The organism is Lolliginicoccus lacisalsi (assembly GCF_014841105.1).
GTDB lineage: Bacteria > Actinomycetota > Actinomycetes > Mycobacteriales > Mycobacteriaceae > Lolliginicoccus > Lolliginicoccus lacisalsi.
In genome coordinates this window covers 424,845-445,219 of record NZ_JACYWE010000001.1, presented here as the reverse complement: position 1 = coordinate 445,219, position 20,375 = coordinate 424,845, and the positions used below count along the sequence as shown (strand labels likewise).

At 69.8% G+C, this 20,375-nt stretch carries 21 protein-coding genes and 1 pseudogene; 18 read left to right on the top strand and 4 right to left on the bottom strand.

Going from position 1 to position 20,375, the window contains the following annotated elements; translation table 11 throughout:
* From HT102_RS02045 to HT102_RS02030, 4 genes and pseudogenes are all read left to right on the top strand, one after another.
* Window positions 1-290, top strand: a pseudogene (locus HT102_RS02045) (lipase); the annotation flags it as partial.
* Between the two features lie 73 nt (window positions 291-363).
* The gene (gene fmt / locus HT102_RS02040; protein ID WP_192037734.1) at window positions 364-1,290 is read left to right on the top strand and encodes a methionyl-tRNA formyltransferase; all 927 of its coding nucleotides are present in this window, start codon (window positions 364-366) and stop codon (window positions 1,288-1,290) included.
* Window positions 1,287-2,771 carry an RsmB/NOP family class I SAM-dependent RNA methyltransferase gene (locus tag HT102_RS02035; protein ID WP_192037733.1) on the top strand — a complete coding sequence of 495 codons (1,485 nt, stop codon included), beginning with the start codon at window positions 1,287-1,289 and terminating at the stop codon, window positions 2,769-2,771. The genes fmt and HT102_RS02035 overlap by 4 nt, the downstream gene beginning before the upstream one ends.
* A 106-nt stretch (window positions 2,772-2,877) precedes the next feature.
* Window positions 2,878-4,326 (top strand): amidase, encoded by a 1,449-nt coding sequence (locus HT102_RS02030; protein ID WP_333473235.1) that lies wholly within the window; start codon window positions 2,878-2,880, stop codon window positions 4,324-4,326.
* Window positions 4,327-4,586: 260 nt separating this feature from the next.
* On the opposite strand, the gene HT102_RS02025 is transcribed toward HT102_RS02030, so the two are convergent.
* Together HT102_RS02025 and HT102_RS02020 are read right to left on the bottom strand one after the other, a co-directional pair.
* Window positions 4,587-5,021 (bottom strand): hypothetical protein, encoded by a 435-nt coding sequence (locus HT102_RS02025; RefSeq protein ID WP_333473234.1) that lies wholly within the window; start codon window positions 5,019-5,021, stop codon window positions 4,587-4,589.
* Window positions 5,018-5,404 (bottom strand): hypothetical protein, encoded by a 387-nt coding sequence (locus tag HT102_RS02020; protein WP_192037731.1) that lies wholly within the window; start codon window positions 5,402-5,404, stop codon window positions 5,018-5,020. The genes HT102_RS02025 and HT102_RS02020 overlap by 4 nt, the downstream gene beginning before the upstream one ends.
* Window positions 5,405-5,445: 41 nt before the next feature.
* On the opposite strand from HT102_RS02020, the gene rpe reads away from it, so the two are divergent.
* The 14 genes from rpe (at window position 5,446) to secG (ending at window position 18,674) form a co-directional block, all read left to right on the top strand.
* Window positions 5,446-6,135: a ribulose-phosphate 3-epimerase gene (rpe, locus tag HT102_RS02015; RefSeq protein ID WP_192037730.1), complete on the top strand. Its 690-nt coding sequence runs from the start codon at window positions 5,446-5,448 to the stop codon at window positions 6,133-6,135.
* 12 nt (window positions 6,136-6,147) lie between these two features.
* On the top strand, window positions 6,148-7,155 hold the full coding sequence (ribD, locus tag HT102_RS02010; RefSeq protein ID WP_192037729.1) for a bifunctional diaminohydroxyphosphoribosylaminopyrimidine deaminase/5-amino-6-(5-phosphoribosylamino)uracil reductase RibD: 1,008 nt from the start codon (window positions 6,148-6,150) through the stop codon (window positions 7,153-7,155).
* A 31-nt stretch (window positions 7,156-7,186) separates the two neighbouring features.
* A complete protein-coding gene (locus HT102_RS02005; protein WP_192037728.1) occupies window positions 7,187-7,858 on the top strand; it encodes a riboflavin synthase in 672 nt (223 codons plus the stop codon).
* A 2-nt stretch (window positions 7,859-7,860) separates the two neighbouring features.
* Entirely contained in the window at window positions 7,861-9,132 is a 1,272-nt protein-coding gene (locus HT102_RS02000) for a bifunctional 3,4-dihydroxy-2-butanone-4-phosphate synthase/GTP cyclohydrolase II (RefSeq protein WP_192037727.1), read from the top strand.
* On the top strand, window positions 9,129-9,608 hold the full coding sequence (gene ribH / locus HT102_RS01995; protein ID WP_192037726.1) for a 6,7-dimethyl-8-ribityllumazine synthase: 480 nt from the start codon (window positions 9,129-9,131) through the stop codon (window positions 9,606-9,608). Before HT102_RS02000 ends, ribH begins: the two co-directional genes overlap by 4 nt.
* Window positions 9,608-10,093, top strand: a complete 486-nt coding sequence (locus HT102_RS01990; protein ID WP_192037725.1) for a PH domain-containing protein — start codon at window positions 9,608-9,610, stop codon at window positions 10,091-10,093. The genes ribH and HT102_RS01990 overlap by 1 nt, the downstream gene beginning before the upstream one ends.
* A gap of 10 nt (window positions 10,094-10,103) precedes the next feature.
* Complete coding sequence (gene uvrC / locus HT102_RS01985) at window positions 10,104-12,128, top strand: excinuclease ABC subunit UvrC (RefSeq protein ID WP_192037724.1); 2,025 nt, start codon at window positions 10,104-10,106, stop codon at window positions 12,126-12,128.
* A gap of 68 nt (window positions 12,129-12,196) precedes the next feature.
* On the top strand, window positions 12,197-13,081 hold the full coding sequence (gene rapZ / locus HT102_RS01980; RefSeq protein WP_192037723.1) for an RNase adapter RapZ: 885 nt from the start codon (window positions 12,197-12,199) through the stop codon (window positions 13,079-13,081).
* Entirely contained in the window at window positions 13,078-14,019 is a 942-nt protein-coding gene (locus HT102_RS01975; RefSeq protein WP_192037722.1) for a gluconeogenesis factor YvcK family protein, read from the top strand. Before rapZ ends, HT102_RS01975 begins: the two co-directional genes overlap by 4 nt.
* A gap of 90 nt (window positions 14,020-14,109) precedes the next feature.
* The gene (gene whiA, locus HT102_RS01970; RefSeq protein ID WP_192038006.1) at window positions 14,110-15,087 is read left to right on the top strand and encodes a DNA-binding protein WhiA; all 978 of its coding nucleotides are present in this window, start codon (window positions 14,110-14,112) and stop codon (window positions 15,085-15,087) included.
* A 143-nt stretch (window positions 15,088-15,230) separates the two neighbouring features.
* Complete coding sequence (gene gap, locus HT102_RS01965) at window positions 15,231-16,250, top strand: type I glyceraldehyde-3-phosphate dehydrogenase (protein ID WP_192037721.1); 1,020 nt, start codon at window positions 15,231-15,233, stop codon at window positions 16,248-16,250.
* Window positions 16,251-16,269: 19 nt separating this feature from the next.
* Complete coding sequence (locus HT102_RS01960; RefSeq protein ID WP_192037720.1) at window positions 16,270-17,493, top strand: phosphoglycerate kinase; 1,224 nt, start codon at window positions 16,270-16,272, stop codon at window positions 17,491-17,493.
* A gap of 3 nt (window positions 17,494-17,496) precedes the next feature.
* On the top strand, window positions 17,497-18,279 hold the full coding sequence (gene tpiA, locus HT102_RS01955; protein ID WP_192037719.1) for a triose-phosphate isomerase: 783 nt from the start codon (window positions 17,497-17,499) through the stop codon (window positions 18,277-18,279).
* A 161-nt stretch (window positions 18,280-18,440) separates the two neighbouring features.
* On the top strand, window positions 18,441-18,674 hold the full coding sequence (gene secG, locus HT102_RS01950) for a preprotein translocase subunit SecG (protein WP_192037718.1): 234 nt from the start codon (window positions 18,441-18,443) through the stop codon (window positions 18,672-18,674).
* A 113-nt stretch (window positions 18,675-18,787) separates the two neighbouring features.
* Here the strand turns inward: secG and HT102_RS01945 are convergent, their stop codons facing one another.
* Window positions 18,788-19,639: a hypothetical protein gene (locus HT102_RS01945; RefSeq protein ID WP_192037717.1), complete on the bottom strand. Its 852-nt coding sequence runs from the start codon at window positions 19,637-19,639 to the stop codon at window positions 18,788-18,790.
* Window positions 19,636-20,370, bottom strand: a complete 735-nt coding sequence (gene pgl, locus HT102_RS01940) for a 6-phosphogluconolactonase (protein ID WP_192037716.1) — start codon at window positions 20,368-20,370, stop codon at window positions 19,636-19,638. The genes HT102_RS01945 and pgl overlap by 4 nt, the downstream gene beginning before the upstream one ends.
* Window positions 20,371-20,375: the final 5 nt, after the last annotated feature.

Sequence of the window (20,375 nt, the reverse complement as noted above, 5' to 3'; positions counted from 1 at the left end):
CCCCGGCCGATACGGTTCCCGGCCTCTCCTACACGACGATCAACACCAGCCACGACGAGGTCATCCAGCCGATGGAGAACTCGGCCCTGCGCGGGCCCGGCGCGCGAAACATCATTCTGCAGGACCACTGCCCGCTCGACATGAGCGGTCACTTCCAGCTCCTCTACAACCCGACCGTCCACGATCTGGTGCTCAGCGCGCTCGATCCCCGGCACGAGCCCGCAGCCGCATGCCAGATGATGGCGCCCGGGGTGGGACTGGTGGAAACCTTCGTCGCGAGCAACAGCTAGCGGAGTTCGCGGCACGGCCCCTGGACAATAGACTGGTGCGGTTGAACCACCATCCACGACCAGAGGGAGATCCATGCGGCTCGTCTTCGCCGGCACCCCCGAACCGGCAGTGCCGGCCTTGCGCCGCCTCATCGATAGCCCCCGCCACGAGGTGGCCGCGGTGGTCACGCGCCCGGACGCGGCGGCAGGGCGCGGTCGCCGAGCGCGGCGAAGCCCGGTAGGCCAGCTCGCCGACGAGCACGGCATCCCGGTGCTCGCCCCGCGCCGCCCCTCCGATCCGGAGTTCCTCGAGCAACTCTCGGAGATCGGTCCCGATTGCTGCCCGGTCGTGGCCTACGGGGCACTGCTGACCCGCGAGGTCATTGCCATTCCCCGCCTGGGATGGATCAACCTGCACTTTTCCTTGCTGCCCGCATGGCGCGGCGCCGCTCCCGTGCAGGCAGCGATCGCCGCGGGCGATGACATGACGGGCGCCACGACCTTTCGCATCGACGAGGGCCTCGACACCGGTGACGTGCTCGGCACCATGACCGAGCGGATCCGGCCGACCGATACGTCCGGGGTGCTGCTCGAACGGCTCGCCGAGGCCGGCGCGGTGCTGCTCGAGCACACGATGGACGGGCTCGAGGACAGCACACTGACCGCGATCCCGCAGTCCACCGATGGTGTCTCCCACGCGCCCAAGGTGACGGTCGAGGCCGCGCGGGCCCGCTGGGACCAGCCCGGCCACATCGTTGAACGCCACATCCGCGCCATGACCCCAGCACCAGGCGCGTGGACCATGGTGGGCGACCTGCGCGTGAAGATCACCAGCGCGGGCGTGGACGAGGCCACCCGCCTCGCCCCCGGCGAGATCCAGGCGACCAAGAGCACCGTGCGCGTCGGCACGGCCACGGGAGCGCTACAGCTCGACACCGTCCAGCCCCAGGGCAAGAAAGCCATGCGCGCCGCCGACTGGGCTCGCGGCGCGCGACTCGCAGAAGGAGCGACCGCGCAGTGAATCCCCCCGAACCATCCCGGCATGGGCCCGCCCACAACCCGCGGCGCGGCGGCCGGGGCGGCAGCAGGCCTGGCCCCACGCCCCCGCAGCGGCAGTCCGGGCGCCGGGGCCCGGCGCGGGCCGAGCCTCCCACTGACGCACCCGTGGATCCGGCGCGCCTCGCTGCCCGCGATGTGCTGCGCGCCGTGCGCGATCGCTCGGCCTACGCCAACCTGATGCTTCCCAAGCTGCTGCGCGACCGCCGGATCACTGGCCGCGCTGCCGCTTTCGCCACCGAGCTCGCATACGGTGCGTGCCGCGCGCAGGGGCTGCTCGACGAGATCATCGCCGCGGCGGCGGGGCGGCCCGCCAACGAGATCGACGGAACGATCCTCGACATTCTCCGGCTCGCCGCCTACCAGCTGCTGCGAACCCGGGTGGCGCCGCATGCCGCGGTGAGCACCGCCGTCGCGATGGCGCGCACCGAGGGGGGCGAGCGGATCACCGGCTTCGTCAACGCAGTGCTGCGCCGGGTCTCGGAGAAGACCGAGGAGCAGTGGATCGCGCAGCTCGCGCCGACCGACCCGATCGGTCGGGCCGCGTTCACGCATGCCCACCCGCGCTGGATCGGCCAGGCCTTCGCCGACGCGCTCGGCGCGGGCGCCGCCGAGATCGATGAGGCCCTCGCCGCCGACGATGCACGTCCCACGATCCACCTCGTCGCGCGGCCGGGCGAGATCACCGGCGAGGAGCTAGCGCTGGTCACAGGCGGCACGGAGGGCAACTACTCGCCGTATGCCGTGCATCTGGAGTCGGGCGACCCCGGCGAGCTCGATCCGGTTCGCGATGGCCTCGCTTCGGTGCAGGACGAGGGCAGCCAGCTCGTGGCCCTCGCGGCCCTGCGCGCACCAGTTTCCGGGGAGGATGGAGGTCGCTGGCTGGACCTGTGCGCGGGACCGGGAGGCAAGGCGGTGCTCATGGGTGCGATCGCCGCGATCGACGGCGCGCGCCTCGATGCCGTGGAGATCTCCACCCACCGCGCCGAGCTCGTCCGCACTTCGGTGAAGGGGCTCCCGGTGGCCGTCCACGAGGCTGATGGCCGGGAGAGCGGCCTCGAGCCCGGCTATGACCGGGTACTCGTGGACGCGCCATGCACGGGGCTCGGCGCGCTGCGCCGGCGGCCGGAGGCGCGCTGGCGCAAGCAGTCCAGCGACGTCGCGGGCCTCGCGCGGCTGCAGCGCGAGCTGCTCGATGCCGCGATCGATCTCGTCCGGCCTGGCGGGATCGTGGTGTACTCGACCTGCTCCCCGCACGTGGCGGAGACGATCGGGGTTGTCTCGCACGCGATCCGCAAGCGCGGGGGCGAGGCGGTCCCCGCGGGCGAGGTGCTCAACGAGGTGCCTCGCGCGGCGGCCGGCCCAGCCGGGGAGTTCGTGCAGCTCTGGCCGCACCGCCATGGCACGGACGCGATGTTCATCGCGGTGCTGCGCAAGCCCGAGTAGCCCGGCGCGGGCCCGCCGATCCCTCGCGGGACGGGCCCGGTTTCTCGCAAGGCGGGACGGGTTTCTCGAAGGGCGGGCGGGGGCCGCGCGGCGTATCATCGGCGCGGTGCGAGAAACTGAGCTGCCCCCCGCCGCGCCAGAGGCGCGAGTCCACGCCTTCCGCGATGATGCGCTCAGCGATCACGACGCGGTAGGGATCGCCGCCGCGATCCGCGACGGCAGCATCTCCGCGGCCGAGGCGGTCGAGGCCGCGATCGAGCGGATCGCTGACATCGAGCCCCGCCTCCATGCCCTGCAGCTCGCGGACTTCGAGCGTGCCCGCGAGATGGCGCGCACGGCACCCTCAGGAGGGCGAGGAGCTCTCTCGGGCGTTCCCTCGATGCTGAAGGACAACGTCAATCTGGCCGGGCAGCCCACCACTCGTGGATCGCTGGCCGTCCCGGCGCGACCGGTGCGCCACACCGACCGCTTCGTCGAGCAATTCCTCGGCGTGGGGCTGGTGCCTCTCGGCAAGTCGCGCCTGCCCGAGTTCGGGTTCAACGCCTCCACGGAGTTCGCCGCCTCCGAGCCCACCCGCAACCCCTGGCACCTGGACTACTCGGCCGGGGCCTCGTCGGGCGGCGCGGCAGCACTCGTTGCGAGCGGCGCCCTGCCCATCGCCCATGCCAACGACGGCGGTGGCTCGATCCGCATTCCCGCCGCCGCGTGCGGGCTCGTCGGGCTCAAGGCGAGCCGCGGCCGCATGCGCACCGAGCCCGTGCAGGACGCGCTGCCCGTCCGCATCATCTCGGACGGCGTGGTCGCTCGCTCCGTCCGTGACGTCGTGGCGTTCCACGCTGATGCCGAGCGCGTGTTCCGCAACAATGCCCTCCCGCCCATCGGGCATATCCGCGCTCCGGGCGAGCAACGCCGCCGGATCGGCATCGTGATGGATTCCGTGGTCGGCCACGCCACCGATCCCGAGACGCGGAGCGCGGTGCGCGCCACCGCGGACCTGCTCGCGAGCCTCGGCCACCACGTCGACGATGCCACGCTGCCCGTGGGGCCAGGCTTCGCGCGGGACTTCGTTCACTACTGGGGGATGCTCTCGGTGATCCTCACCGCCCCCGGCCGGTGGATGCATGGCCGCGAGTTCAATCGGGCGCGCCTCGATCCGCTCACTCTCGGGCTCGCCCAGCGGTACTGGCGGGAGGCATACCGCTCCCCGGCCACCCTGCGGCGGCTGCGCGGCACCTCCGCGGTGGTGCAGGAATGGTTCGAGCCATGGGACATCGTGCTGAGCCCGGTGGTGGGCCACACCACGCCGCCGATCGGGTACCTGTCGCCTAACCATCCCTTCGAGGAACTGATCGAGCGGCTACAGACCTACGTTTCCTTCACGCCGATCAACAACGCGGCCGGGAACCCCGCGATCTCCCTGCCCGCGGGCACCACCAGCGACGGAAGGCCCATCGGGGTGCAGCTCTCGGCGCCGCTCGGCGACGAGCGCGTCCTGCTAGAGATCGCCATGGAGCTGGAGCAGGCGCGGCCGTGGCGCCGCATCCAGGACGACTAGCCCTATCGCGCTGGGTCGCGCGGGCGCGTGGCACGGGCGGCGCTGGCCTCCGCGGGCGCAAGGCACGGGCGGCGCTGGTTTGCGCGGGGTCAAACGCGATAGAAAAGGCCGAAAAACCAGGCTAGTTTCTATCGCGTCTACCGGAACCGGGTGCTTTTGCCCGCCGCACAGCCGCCGGGTGCCGCACACCCGCCAAGCCGCACACCCGTCCGCCGCCCCGCCACACCGCCGGGCACCAGCCCGCCGTCGCTCCCGCTACGTCACTCGTGCGCGGTGTGGCGCAGCCACCACAACCCGATCAGCGGGAGCACGAGCGGGATGAACAGGTAGCCAGACCCATAGTGCGACCACACGGTCGGCTCGGGGAACCACTCCGGGACGGCCAGGCTGATCGTGCCGACGACGATCACCCCAGCGAACTCGATGATGCACGACCACGCCGCGAGGCGCCGCGATACCGTGCTCGCCCGCGCGAGGGTGATGGTGGCGACGATGTAGAACACGGCGGCCACCGCGGAGAGGCTGAAAGCGATGGGCGCGATGTCGAAGCGCTGCACGATCTGCACGAACGAGCGTGCCGCGGCGGCGAGGCTGAACACGGCATAGACGGCGATGAGCACGCGCCCCCCGCCGGTTCGGGTGCGCTCGCGCAGCTTGTCCTCATCGCGGGAGCTCGCGGCCATGGCGGGGCTCACGAGGCCGTCCCAGCGGCCCACACCGCGTACATGCGCAGCACCATGATCGGCACGGACAGCAGCGCGACGGTCAGAACCCCGGCGCCCGCGCGCGTCCGGTCGCCGAGCGCCCACCAGATCGCGATCGGCAGGATCAGCGGCACGCCGACGAGATAGAGGACGAATGTCAATGTGTCGATGTCGCGGTCGCCCGCGATGAGCAGCACCACGCCGAGGATCGATTGCGCGATGGTCAGCAGCTCGACGAGGCCCAGCGTGCCGAGCAGCGCCTTGTCAGCGCGGCGAGCGGGGTCGATCGGGCTGTCCGCGATCACCTTGACGAAGGTCCACACCATGCCCGCGAGCGCGAGCGCGGTGATGGTGAGGGCAAGGGGCGTGTTCATCGCGTTCGGACTTTAGCACCCGCACCTCTTACACTCGCATCATGGCTGCTCACCCCACCGCCCCCATCATCGCCCCCTCGATCCTGTCGGCAGATTTCGCGCATCTCGCCGACGACGCTCGTGCCGTCGACAATGCCGACTGGCTGCACATCGACGTCATGGACGCCCACTTCGTGCCCAACCTCACCTTCGGCCTCCCCGTGGTCAAGAGCCTGATGAAGGCGTCGAGCAAGCCGTTCGATTGCCACCTGATGATCGAGGACCCGGAGCGGTGGGCCCCGCCGTACGCCGAGGCGGGTGCCTATAACGTGACGTTCCATGCCGAGTCCACCAATGATCCGGTCTCGGTCGCCCGAGCCCTGCGCGCGGCAGGCTCCAATGCGGGCCTGTCCATCAAGCCGGGCACTCCGCTCGAGCCCTACATCGACATCCTCAAGGAGTTCGATGTGCTGCTGGTGATGAGCGTGGAGCCGGGCTTCGGTGGCCAGAGCTTCATGCCCGAGGTGCTCGACAAGGTCCGCGCAGCCCGTCGGCTCGTTGATTCCGGCGAGCTCGACCTGATGATCGAGATCGACGGCGGAATCGCGCTGGACACGATCGATGAGGCCGCCGCGGCCGGGGTGGACTGCTACGTTGCCGGATCAGCGGTCTATGGCTCGGCCGATCCAGCGGCGGCAGTGGACCAGTTGCGCGAGCGTGCCCGCGCCGCGGATCCGCGCTACGCCAGCTAGCCAGGGCCCGCAATGCGCGTGAACCTGCACGAGGCGATGCGCCGAGCCGTCGAGGCATCCGAGCAGGCCCGCGGCCGGACTAGTCCGAACCCACCAGTGGGCGCGGTCGTGCTCGACGTCGCGGGAACGATCGCGGGCGTCGGTGCCACGCAGCCGCCGGGTGGACCGCACGCCGAGGTAATGGCGCTGCGGGAAGCGGGGGAGCGTGCCTTCGGTGGCACGCTGGTGGTCACCCTCGAGCCGTGCGATCACCAGGGGCGGACGCCGCCGTGCAGCAAGGCCGTGATCGAGGCGGGCATCGCGCAGGTCCACTACGCGGTGGACGATCCGATGGCATTGGCCAGTGGTGGCGCGCGTACGCTGCGGCGGGCGGGCGTGGTGGTCACTACCTGGCATGACCCCAGCGCGGTGGCGCGCGGCCCGCTGCGCTCCTGGCTGCACCGCCAGCGCACCGGGCGCCCGCACATCACTTATAAGTACGCCGCCTCCCTCGATGGCCGCTGCGCTGCCGAGGACGGCTCGAGCCAATGGATATCCGGCTCGGCATCGCGGGCGAGGGACCGGCTCGAGCGCTCCCGCATCGACGCCATCATCGTGGGCACCGGCACGGTCCTTGCCGACGACCCCTGGCTGACCGCGCGCCTGCCCGATGGCAGCCTCGCTGATCATCAGCCCGCGCGCGTGGTGGTGGGCACCCGCGAGCTGCCCCCGGCGGCCCGGGTCCTCGATGATGCCGCCCCCACGATCCTGGTTCGTTCGCGGGAGATCAGCGCGGTCCTCGATGCGCTTGGTGATCGCACCGATGTGGTCCTCGAGGGCGGTCCGCATCTCGCGGGCGCGTTCTTCCAGGCCGGATACATCGACCGGATCACTGCTTACGTGGCGCCGATGATCCTCGGCGCCGGCACCCCGGCGGTCGTTGGCGCTGGCGTCGGGAATATCGATCAGGCGCACAGGTTTGACTGTGAGAGCGTCGAGATGCTCGGGGAGGATGTGCTCATCAGCCTCGTGCCGCGATAACGTGGAGGCTGACCGTCGGACAGGAGCGCGAGTGTTCACAGGAATCGTGGAGGAACGTGGCGAGATCGCCACGATCGACACCATGGGTGATTTTGCCCGGCTTACCGTTCGCGGGCCGCTGGTCGCCTCGGATGCCCGGCACGGGGACTCCATCGCGGTCAACGGCGTCTGCCTGACCGTGGTCGATGTGCTTCCCGAGGGTGCCTTCACCGCGGATGTGATGGGGGAGACCCTCGACCGGACCAGCCTCGGCAAGCTCGAGGAGGGCAGCGCGGTCAATCTCGAGCGCGCGATGGCGGTGGGCGCGCGGCTCGGTGGGCACATCGTGCAGGGCCATGTCGATGCGACGGGGACGGTGCTGACCCGCACCAGCGCGGACAAGTGGGAGGTCGTGCGCGTCTCGCTGCCGGACCGGATCGCCCGCTACGTCGTGGAGAAGGGCTCGATCACCGTCGATGGGGTGTCGCTGACGGTCTCCGCGGTGGGCATGGATGTCCACGGTAGCTATTTTGAAGTTTCCCTCATACCGACCACACTGGACCTGACGATCCGCGGGCGCAGCCCGGTCGGCACCGTCGTGAACCTAGAGGTCGATGTGATCGCCAAGTATGTCGAGCGCCTCACGGCGTTCGCCCAGGAAGGGCCGCGGGATGTCGCGGCCGACGAACCCGGTGCCCTGGGCAACCGGGCCGAGGAGCAGTAGCTGTGGTCAGATTCGACAGTGTCGAGAGGGCGATCGCTGATATCGCCGCGGGCAAGGCAGTCGTTGTGGTGGACGACGAGGATCGCGAGAACGAGGGCGATCTGATCTTCGCGGCCGAGAAGGCGACCCCCGAGCTCGTCGCGTTCATGGTGCGCTACACCTCCGGATACTTGTGCGTGCCTCTCGACGGCGCGGATTGCGACCGGCTTGGCCTGCTGCCGATGTATGCGGTCAACCAGGACAAGCACCAGACGGCCTACACCGTCACCGTGGATGCGCGGCTGGGCGTGGGCACCGGGATCTCGGCGGCGGATCGTGCCACGACGATGCAGTTGCTCTCCGATCCGGCCTCGCGCCCGGAGGACTTCACCCGTCCGGGCCATGTGGTGCCGCTGCGGGCCAAGGAGGGCGGCGTGATGCGGCGCCCCGGGCATACCGAGGCCGCGGTGGATCTCGCTCGGCTCGCCGGCCTGCGCCCGGCTGGCGCGATCTGCGAGATCGTGAGCCAGAAGGACGAGGGCCACATGGCCCAGACCGATGAGCTGCGGGTGTTCGCCGATGAGCATGGGCTCTCGATGATCTCCATCGCGGACCTGATCTCCTGGCGGCGCAAGAACGAGAAGCATGTGGTGCGCATCGCCGAGGCGCGCATCCCGACCCCGTACGGGGAGTTCCGTGCTGTGGGCTACCGCAGCATCTATGACGATGTCGAGCATGTGGCGCTGGTGATGGGCGACGTGCAGAGCCCCGATGGCGCGGGCACCGATGTGCTCGTGCGCGTCCACTCGGAATGCCTGACCGGAGATATCTTTGGCTCGCTGCGCTGCGATTGCGGCCCCCAGCTCGATGCCGCGTTGCGCATGGTCGCCGAGGAGGGCCGGGGCATCGTGCTGTACATGCGGGGCCATGAGGGCCGGGGGATCGGGCTCATGCACAAGCTGCAGGCCTACCAGCTGCAGGATGCTGGCTCGGACACCGTCGATGCGAACCTGCAGCTCGGGCTGCCCGCGGATGCGCGGGACTACGGCACGGGCGCGCAGATCCTCGTTGATCTGGGAGTCTCCACGATGCGGCTGCTGACGAACAACCCCGCCAAGCGGGTGGGCCTCGATGGGTATGGGCTGTCGATCGTCGAGCGGGTGGCGATGCCGATCCGGGCGAACAAGGAGAACATCCGCTACCTGCGGACCAAGCGGGATCGCATGGGGCACGAGCTCGATGGCCTCGATGATCTGGGCGATCTCGGCGCGCTCGGCGGGGGTTCGCCCTCATGAGCGGCGAGGGGCAGCCGGACCTGCAGCTCGACGATGCCAGCGATGTTGCCGTAGCGATCGTGGCGGGCCAGTGGCACTCCGAGATCGCCGAGGCGCTGATCGCCGGAGCGCAGCGCGTGGCGGAGCGCAGCACGGTGCGCAAGCTGACGCTCGTGCGCGTGGCGGGCTCGATGGAGCTTCCGGTGGTGGCGCAGCAGCTCGCCCGCACCCATGACGCCGTGGTGGCGCTCGGTGTGGTCATCCGGGGCGACACCCCGCACTTCGACTACGTCTGCCAGTCGGTCACCGACGGGCTCACCCGGGTCTCCCTCGATGAGGGCACTCCGGTGGGCAACGGCGTGCTGACGGTCAACACGGAGGCCCAGGCGCGCGATCGCGCGGGCCTGCCCGGTTCGGCCGAGGACAAGGGCGCGCAAGCCTGCGGTGCGGCCATCGATGTGGCGGTGACCCTGCGTCGCCTGCGGAGGGAGTCGTGATGGCCGCGATCAACGAGCCGGGCTGGGACCTGGTGCACCGGCCGCTCAAGATGCCCTGGATGGGCATCGCGGTGGCGATCCTGGTGTTCAGCATCTTCGTCGTGCTGACGGTGCTCCTCGGCACGTCCGATACCGGGATCAGCTTCCGCCCCGAGGACAAGGTCGCGATGATCGTGATCGGCGCGGCGCTGTCGTCGGTGTTCCTGTTGCTCACCCGGCCCCGGCTGCGCGTCGGGAGCGACGGCGTAGGGGTGCGCAACTTCTTCTCGGAGCGCGTCATCCCGTGGGGCGAGGTGCGCAGCGTGCGCCTGCGGCCTGGTGGTGGATGGGCCCGCCTCGAGCTTCCCGACGACGAGTACATCCCCCTTGTCGCCGTGCAGGCCACCGACGGCGAGCGCGCGATCCGCGCGCTGGAGGAGTACTACCGGCTCGAGGCACGCTTCCGCGCGGCCCACGACGATCCCGCTGTCGGAGCTGATCGCTAGCCTGGTTGCTGTGGCTGATCCCTCGACATACCGTCCCGCTCCCGGCACGATCCCGACCGATCCCGGGGTGTACCGGTTCCGCGATGGCACGGGCCGCGTTCTCTATGTGGGCAAGGCGAAGAACCTGCGCAATCGGCTCAACTCCTACTTCGCGGACATCACGGGATTGCAGCCACGCACCCGCAACATGGTCACCACGGCCACCGGCGTCGAATGGACCGTCGTCGGTACCGAGGTCGAGGCGCTGCAGCTCGAGTACAACTGGATCAAGGAGTTCGATCCGCCGTTCAACGTGCGCTACCGGGATGACAAGTCCTACCCGGTGCTCGCGGTCACGCTGAACGAGGAACTGCCTCGCTTGTTCGTCTACCGGGGACCCCGGCGCAAGGGCGTCCGCTACTTCGGGCCCTACTCGCACGCCTGGGCGATCCGCGAGACGCTCGACCTGCTGCTGCGGGTCTTCCCGGCCCGCACCTGCTCGACCGGTGTGCTGCGCCGCCACCAGCAGCTCGGTCGCCCATGCCTGCTCGGCTACATCGACAAGTGCTCCGCTCCCTGCACCGGCGCGGTCTCCGCTGACGAGCATCGCCGCATCGTTGAGGCCTTCTGCGACTTCCTCGCCGGGCGCACCGATCGGCTGGTCCGCCAGCTCGAGCAGGAGATGCGCGCCGCGGCGGAGGAGCTGGACTTCGAGAAGGCCGCGCGGCTGCGCGACGATGTCGGAGCGCTGCGCCGTGCCCTGGAGAAGCAGGCGGTAGTGCTCGGCGACGGCACTGATGCCGATGTCATCGCGTTCGCCCATGATGACCTCGAGATAGCGGTGCAGGTGTTCCACGTGCGCGACGGCAGGGTGCGCGGCCAGCGCGGCTGGGTCAATGAGCGCGTCGAGGACGCCAGCGAGCCGGAGATCGTCGAGGAGTTCCTCACGCAGTTCTACGGTGAGCAGCGGGCGCTGGCGCAGGCAGCCCCGGACCCGCAGGCCGCGACGGCGGGCGCGATACCCAAGCTAGTGCTCGTGCCGTCGATGCCGCCCGACCCCGAGAGCATGGAGCACTGGCTCGCCGAGCAGCGCGGATCCGGCGTGACCGTGCGGGTGCCCCAGCGCGGCGACAAGCGCGCGCTCGCCGAAACCGTGCAGCGCAATGCCGCGGAATCCCTCGCGCAGCACAAGCTCAAGCGCGCGGGCGACCTCACCGCCCGGTCGGCGGCCCTGCAGGAGCTGCAAGAAGTTCTCGATCTTGATTCCGCGCCGCTGCGCATCGAGTGCGTCGACATCAGCCACGTCCAGGGCACCGATGTGGTGGGCTCGCTGGTGGTGTTCGAGGACGGCATCCCCCGCAAGTCCGATTCCCGCCACTTCGCGATCAAGGAGGCCGCGGGGGACGGGCGCTCCGATGATGTGGCGAGCATCGCGGAGGTGACGCGCCGCCGGTTCGCCCGCCACGCCGCCGACCAATCCCCGAGCGACGCGGCGCAAACCAGCGAGAACGGCGACGACGGCGGCAACGGGGGAGCGGTTCCGGGCATCGATCCCGCGACGGGACGCCCGCGCCGGTTCGCCTATCCACCCAACCTCTACATCGTTGATGGCGGCGCGCCGCAGGTCAACGCTGCCGCGACGGTCCTCGACGAGCTGGGCGTGACCGACGTGGCGGTCATCGGGCTGGCCAAGCGCCTCGAGGAGGTGTGGCTCCCGGACGACCCGTACCCGGCGATCCTCTCGCGGGGCAGCGATGCGCTGTTCCTGCTGCAGCGCGTGCGCGACGAGGCGCACCGCTTCGCCATCGCCTTCCACCGGTCCAAGCGCTCCCGCCGCATGACCGCCTCCGCGCTCGATGCGATCCCCGGGCTCGGCAACGCCCGCAAGACCGCGCTCGTCACCCGCTTCGGCTCGGTGGCGCGGCTGCGGGCCGCGAGCGTCGAGGAGATCACCGGGGTCCCAGGCATCGGGGGGACGATCGCCCGCGCGGTCCACGAGGCCCTCAACGCGGAGAATCCCGCGCAGGACTCCCCACGGGCCGCGCCGGTCGAATAACCTCGGCCATAGCAAGCGATGTGGCAGCAGCAGTGCACGACAGCGAACAACGATAAGGACGGCATGGCGTGAGCGAGCACAGCAGTCCACCCGACATCGACGTCGCCCTGGTGACGGGGCTCTCCGGGGCGGGGCGGGGCACCTCGGCGAAGGTGCTCGAGGATCTTGATTGGTATGTCGTCGACAATGTCCCGGCCGCGCTCGTGCCGCAGATCGTCGACCTGGGGCGTACCGCCGAGAACCCCATCCGGCGCCTGGCGGTGGTCCTCGATGTGCGCAGCCGGGCCTTCGCCGGCGGCCTCGAGACGGTGGCCCGCGAGCTCGCGGAGCGGGGCATCCGCCCCCGGATCGTGTTCCTCGAGGCTTCCGATGCGGCGCTCGTGCGGCGCTTCGAGCAGGTGCGCCGCAGCCATCCCCTGCAAGGAGATGGGACGCTGCTCGAGGGGATCGGCGCGGAGCGCAAGCTCGTCGCGCCGGTGCGCGGCATGGCCGATATCGTCATCGACACCTCGAGCTTGTCGGTCCACGATCTCCGCGCGCGGCTCGAGCCCGCGTTCGAGGATCCCGATAGCGCCAGCATCCGCGTCGCGGTGCTGTCGTTCGGGTTCAAGTACGGCCTGCCGCTCGACGTGGACATGGTCGTCGATGTGCGGTTCCTGCCGAACCCGCACTGGATCCCGGAGCTGCGCAGCTACACCGGGCAGGACGAGGGCGTCCGGGACTACGTGCTGGCCCAGGACGGGGCCAAGCAGTTCCTCGGCACGTTCCGCGAGCTGCTCGAGCCCGTGCTGCGGGGCTATCGCGTCGAGGGCAAGCGCTACATGACGATCGGCGTGGGCTGCACGGGCGGCAAGCATCGCAGCGTCGCCATGACCGAGGCGCTCGCCGCGATGCTCGCCGAGGACACCGAGCTGACGGTGCGCACCCGCCACCGGGATCTGGGGAAGGAATGACCCCGGCCGTCGTCGCGCTCGGCGGCGGGCACGGTCTGTACGCCACCCTCACTGCTGCCCGCACCCTCACCAAGGACATCACCGCCGTCGTCACTGTCGCCGACGATGGCGGATCCTCGGGCCGCCTGCGGTCCGAGCTCAACCTCGTCCCGCCGGGGGACCTGCGCATGGCGCTCGCTGCCCTCGCCGGGGACGACGAGCACGCCCGTCTGTGGCGCGATGTCGTCCAGCATCGGTTCCGGGGCACCGGCGCGCTCGCCGGGCACGCGGTGGGCAACCTCATCCTGGCCGGCCTGGCGGAGGTCAAGAACGACATCATCGCCGCGCTCGACGAGCTTGGCCGGATCCTTCAGCTCGACGGGCGCGTGCTCCCCATGGCGACCATCCCGCTGCAGATAGAGGCTGATGTCGTCGGTCTCGAGGAGGATCCCCGGATCAGTCGCGTGATCCGCGGGCAGGTCGCGGTCGCGACGACTCCCGGCAGGGTGCGGCGGGTGCGGCTGCTCCCCGGTAGCCCGGTGGCGTGCACGGAGGCCGTCGAGGCGATCGACAACGCGGATCTTGTTGTGCTGGGCCCGGGTTCGTGGTTCAGCAGCGTCATCCCGCACGTGCTGGTGCCGGAGCAGCGGGAGTCGCTCATCCGTACCCGGGCCCGGCGGGCGCTCGTGCTGAACCTCGGCCCGCAGGCCGGGGAGACCGCTGGATTCTCCGCTGAGCGGCATCTTCACGTACTCTCGCAACACGCACCTAGTTTTCGCGTCGACCAGATCATCGTGGATAGCGGCACCGTGCCCCCGGGCAGCGAGCGCGCTCATCTCGCCCGGGCGGCCGCCCAACTAGGTGCCGAGGTGCGATACGCCGATGTATCCGTGCATGGGACCAGCAAGCATGACGTCGGCAAGCTCGGCGCGGTTCTCGGTGATGTTCTCGCCGAATGACGCCAGCGCTCGACGCCCAGCGGGATGGCTCGTGCGATCGCGCCCAGGAAGTGACCCGAGGAACGATCGGAAGGAAACGACACCGTGGCAATGACTGCGGAGGTCAAGGATGAGCTGAGCCGGCTGTCCATCACCCAGGTGAGCGCCCGCAAGGCGGAGGTGTCCTCGCTGCTGCGGTTCTCCGGCGGGCTGCATATCGTGGCAGGGCGCGTGGTCGTCGAGGCGGACGTCGATACCGGTTCGGTGGCCCGGCGCCTGCGGCGCGACATCCATGAGCTCTATGGCTACCCGTCCGAGATCCATGTCATCGGCGCAACCGGAATTCGCAAGAACACTCGCTACGTGGTGCGTGTCGCGAAGGACGGCGAGGCGCTCGCGCGGCAGACCGGCCTGCTCGACCTGCGTGGCCGCCCCGTGCGTGGCCTGCCCGCGCACGTGGTGGGTGGCGGCATCGCCGACGCCGAGGCGGCCTGGCGGGGCGCGTTCCTCGCGCATGGCTCCCTCACCGAGCCAGGGCGCTCGGCCGCGCTCGAGATAGGGTGCCCCGGGCCCGAGGCCGCCATGGCGCTCGTCGGAGCGGCGCGGCGCATGGGCATCACCGCCAAGGCGCGCGAGGTGCGGGGCGCGGACCGAGTGGTCGTCCGGGACGGCGACGCCATAGGCGCGCTGCTGACCCGGATGGGCGCGCAGGATGTCCGGCTGGTGTGGGAGGAGCGGCGAATCCGCCGGGAGGTCCGCGCTACCGCGAACCGCTTGGCGAACTTCGATGACGCGAACCTGCGCCGGTCCGCGCGGGCCGCGGTCGCGGCCGCGGCCAAGGTCGAGCGCGCGCTGGAGATCCTCGGCGAAGAGGCCCCCGAGCATCTCGCCGCGGCCGGACGCCTGCGCATCCAGCACCGGCAGTCCTCCCTCGAGGAGCTCGGCCAGCTCGCTGATCCGGCCTTGACGAAGGACGCGGTGGCAGGGCGCATCCGGCGCCTGCTGTCGATGGCCGACCGGCGTGCCCGCGAGATGGGGATGCCCGATACCGAGTCCGCCGTGACCCCGGAGCTGCTCGAGGACGCGTAGCCGCCAGCGCGGGTTACATCGGTGTTTCCCCGGTTAGGACGGCGCGAACGGTCTGCTCGGCAGCGGAAATCCTCGCCTCACGCGGCTACTGTGGTGGGCAACCTCGTCGGTGATCATGCACGTCCCACGTGAAGGAGCCCACCGTGACAGTCCGAGTTGGCATCAATGGCTTCGGCAGGATCGGCCGGAACCTGTACCGCGCCATCGATGAGCTCCGGGAGTCCCGGGGCGACGACATCGAGATCGTGGCGATCAACGACCTCACCGAGAACGAGACGCTCGCGCACCTGCTGCGCTTCGACACGATCCTGGGCAGGTACCCGGGCGAGGTCGTGGTCGAGGAGGACGCGCTGGTCGTCGATGGTCGGCGCATCCGTGCCCTGTCGATTAAGGAGGGCCCCGCGGCGCTGCCCTGGGGCGAACTCGGCGTTGACGTGGTGATCGAGGCCACGGGCCGGTTCACCGACGCCACTAAGGCGCGGGGCCACCTCGAGGCGGGCGCGCGCAAGGTCATCATCTCCGCCCCGGCCAAGGGCGATGACCTCACGGTCGTCATGGGCGTCAATGACGACCACTATGACGGCAGCCAGGACATCCTCTCCAACGCGTCCTGCACCACCAACTGCCTCGCCCCGCTCGTCAAGGTGCTCGACGACGAGTTCGGTGTCGAGCATGGCCTGATGACCACCATCCACGCCTACACCCAGGACCAGAACCTCCAGGACGGCCCGCACCGCGACCTCCGGCGGGGGCGCGCGGCCGCGATGAACATCGTGCCCACCTCCACGGGCGCGGCAAAGGCCATCGGCCGGGTGATCCCGCACCTCGATGGCAAGCTCGACGGCTACGCGCTGCGCGTGCCCGTGCCGGTGGGATCGATCACCGACCTGACCGCCGTGGTGCGCTCCCGCGCGAGCATCGAGGACATCAACGAGGCCTATCGGGCGGCCGCGGCCGAGGGCCCGATGCGGGGAATTCTCAAGTTCAGCGATGCCCCGCTAGTGTCAAGCGATATCGTGACCGATGCGCATTCGTCGATCTTCGATGCACCGCTGACCAAGGTGGTCGGCGACCACGTGAAAGTGGTCAGCTGGTATGACAACGAGTGGGGCTACTCGAACCGCCTCGCCGATCTCGTTGGGATGGTCGGTGCATCGCTGTGAGGGACTGGGGACATACTGTATGACTGTGAAGACGCTGAAGGAATTGCTCGATGCTGGCGTGGACGGCCGAACGATCCTGGTCCGTTCCGACCTGAACGTGCCGCTCAAGGACGGCAGGATCACCGATGCCGGCCGCATCATCGCCTCGGCCCCCACGATCGGCGCGCTCGCTGACGCCGGGGCGCGCGTGATCGTCACTGCCCACCTCGGCCGCCCCAAGGGCAGCACGGACCCCGCCCTGTCCCTCGCGCCGGTGGCACAGCGCCTCGGCGACGAGCTCGACCGCTACATCCAGCTCGCCGGCGACGTGGTGGGCCAGGATGCGCAGGAGCGCGCTGCCGGCCTGACCGAGGGCGACGTGCTGCTCGTGGAGAATGTCCGCTTCGATCCGCGGGAGACCAGCAAGGACGATGGAGAGCGGCAAGCAATGGCCCGCGACCTCGCTGCGCTCGCCGGGCCGGACGGGGCGTTCGTCTCCGACGGCTTCGGCGTGGTGCACCGCAAGCAAGCCTCCGTGTTCGACGTCGCCGAGCTGCTGCCGAGCTACGCCGGGGGCCTCGTCGCCGCCGAGGTCGAGGTGCTCGCCAACCTCACAGAATCCCCCGAGCGCCCCTACACGGTGGTGCTCGGCGGCTCCAAGGTCTCGGACAAGCTCGCCGTGATCGAGGCGCTCGCGCCCAAGGTTGATTCCCTCATCATCGGCGGCGGCATGTGCTTCACCTTCCTCGCCGCGCAGGGCCTGCAGGTCGGCACCTCGCTCCTGCAGGAAGAAATGATCGACACCTGCAAGGAACTGCTCGAGCGCTATAGCGACGTCATCCACCTGCCCACCGACATCGAGGTCGCCACCGAGTTCAACGAGGAGTCCGATTCGAACACGGTCGCGGCCACCGCCATGATGGATGAATGGATGGGCCTGGATATCGGACCGGAATCGGTGCGCCTGTTCGCGGCCGTGCTCGCCGAGTCCCGCACCATCTTCTGGAACGGCCCCATGGGCGTGTTCGAGATGGAGAAGTTCGCCCTCGGCACGCGCGGAGTCGCCGAGGCCATCATCGAGGCCACCAGCAAGGGAGCGTTCTCGGTCGTCGGCGGTGGTGATTCCGCTGCAGCGGTGCGCGCGCTCGGCCTGCCCGAGAGTGGCTTCTCGCACATCTCCACCGGTGGTGGCGCCTCGCTGGAATACCTGGAGGGCAAGGACCTGCCGGGCATCACGGTGCTCAGCAAGCCGACGGGGGTCTGATCGATGCCACGGACACCGCTGATCGCGGGCAACTGGAAGATGAACATGAATCACCTGGAGGCCATCGCGCTCGTCCAGAAGATCTCGTTCGCCCTCCCCAGCAAGTACTACGGCAAGGTCGATGTCGCGGTGCTGCCGCCGTTCACCGACCTGCGCAGCGTGCAGCAGATCATCGACAGCGACAAGCTCAAGCTCCGCTACGGTGCGCAGGACATCTCGGTGCATGATTCCGGCGCCTACACCGGCGAGATCAGTGGGCCCATGCTCGCCAAGCTGGGCTGCACCTACGCGGTGGTCGGCCACTCGGAGCGACGTACCCACCACCACGAGGATGACGCGATCGTGGCGAGCAAGGCCAAGGCCGCGCTCAAGCACGGGATCATTCCCATCATCTGCATCGGCGAAGGCCTCGACGTCCGGGAGGCCGGCGAGCACGTCGAGCACAACCTCGGGCAGCTGCGCGGCTCCCTCGAAGGCATCAGCAGCAAGGATCTGCCCAAGGTCGTCATCGCCTACGAGCCCGTGTGGGCGATCGGCACTGGCAAGGTCGCGTCGGCGGCCGACGCCCAGGAGGTGTGCGCGGCCATCCGGTCCGAGCTCGCTCGCGTCGCCTCGCCGGAGACGGCAGGCTCCATGCGGATCCTCTATGGCGGTTCGGTCAGCGCGAAGAATGTTCGCTCCCTCATCGCGGAATCCGATGTCGATGGCGCCCTCGTTGGCGGGGCCTCCCTGAAATCGGATGACTTCGCCCAGTTGTGCGCCATCGCCGCGGGCGGCCCGTTCTAGCCAGCTCCGCCGCCCAGCGCTCCCGCCATCGTGCTGCTTGCCGGTCTGGCGATTCGAAACCGGATCGCCGGGCAGGTAAGCTCACGCCAGACAACGAGCCAGCACCGCCCTGACGGCCCCCGGGCGCGTCAGGACGTCACACACCTGCGAGAAAGAGTTCCATGTCACTGTTCCTGGACATCCTGCTCGTCAGCACGAGCCTCATCATGGTGTTGCTCGTGCTGCTGCACCGCGCCAAGGGCGGCGGACTGTCATCGCTGTTCGGTGGCGGAATGCAGTCGAGCCTGGCGGGCTCCACCGTTGCCGAGAAGAACCTCAACCGCATCACCGTGTACGTGGCGATCGTGTGGGCAGTGGCGATCGTCGGCATGGGCATGCAGGTCCGCTACGGCTGATTCGTGCGCCGGGCCACGACGGCCCTGACGCCCTCATGGTGCCCTAGACAGCGGGGATGCTAGGGCCAGCAGGGATGCTAGGGCCAGCGGGGATGCTAGGGCCAGCGGGGATGCTAGGCGGTGAGCGATGGGGGGCTGGGGGAGGATTCGGTGTGGCTCTCGATCCAGGCCCTGATCCCGCGCTGGTGCACGAGAGCAATGAGGATTGGCGTGGCGACCGCGATGCTCGCTGCGTTCACGTAGCGGGCGGTCATGAGGTATCCGAGCACGGTGACGACGCCGAGGCTCGCGTAGAGCACCGCGAGGAACGGCACCGTGAGGCGCCAGTAGTTGCGGGCTGACCAGACGCTGACCGCGGTGATCATGGCGATGCACAGGACCAGCACCCACGATTGCCAGTACGCGCCGAGCGATGCGCCTTCGGGGCGGTCGAGCTCGAGCCAGCGAGTGACCGTCATCAGGGCCGCGGTGACGGTCAGGATCGTGCTCGCGGTCACGTTGATCATTTCCCGTCGCGACAAGTGCCGCGCGGGAACGATGGCGGGGGCGGAAGCAACGCTCTCCGTGCGTGCCACGGCAGCGTCCTCGGAGGTGGAGCCAGGGGATCGGGTGATGCGATCGATCCACGGGGCGATGCCGAGCACCAGGACTGCCGCGAGTATCACCGCCACGCCCAAAGCGCTGGAGAGTGCCTCCCAGAAGCGGCCGGCGAGCAGATCGACAGCGATGCCCGCGCCGGCGAGCACCGCATAGGAGCGGCCCAGGAACCGTGACGAGCGGCCCGCGTAGCTCCGTGCCGCCCAGGCCGCGGCCGGGACGAGGAGCAACACGCACGCCAGCACGCCGATCCGGCGCCATGCGCCCCAGCTTTCCGGCACCTCGGGCCAGAGCAGTGCGGCGTGGAAGCACAGCCCGCCAGCGAGCGCGAGGAACGCGGCGAGGTTGACGATCTCATGGCGCTTCACGGCAATTCGCTCGCTGCATCGCGGTCGAGGTACCAGGCGGTGCGCAGCACCCCGTTCGCGGCGGCGGCGGGGCATTCCCCGGCCGGGGCACCGCGCAGCGCTGCAGCCACAGCGGGTGCCTTGGCCGCCCCGGAGACCAGCAGCCACACCTCGGTGCTGTGCTGCACCGCGGGGAGGGTGAGCGTGATGCGTTGCGCGGGCGGCTTGGGGGAGGCTGTCACGCCCACCACGTGGCGGTCTTGCTGACCGAGCGCGGGGTCGTGCGGGAAGAGGGAATTGATGTGGCCGTCCGGACCCATCCCCAGCAAGTGCACATCGAAGCGTGGCAGCTTGCCATTGCCCAGGTGATGCAGGTGCTCCTCGTAGGTCCGCGCGGCCTGCTCCGGATCGTCGGCGAGCTTGCCCTCGCTTGCGGGCATCCTGTGGATCCGGGCGGCGGCGAGCGGCACATGAGCGATCATCGCCTCATCGGCCTGCGTGTCATTGCGATCCGGGTGCCCGGTGGGCAGGAACCGCTCGTCGCCCCAGAAGAGGTCGAGCCGCGACCAGTCCAGGCCCTCATGCTCGCGAAGCTGCTCGAGCACGGCGATGCCCGTGCTCCCGCCAGTGACCACGATGCTGGCACTGCCGTAGCGGCGTTGCGCTGCCGCGATCGCGTCAGCGAGGTCCTGTGCCGCAGCGCAGGCAAGCGTGGTGGCATCCGGGTGGACGAGGATGTCGGGCGTGGCCATGTTCC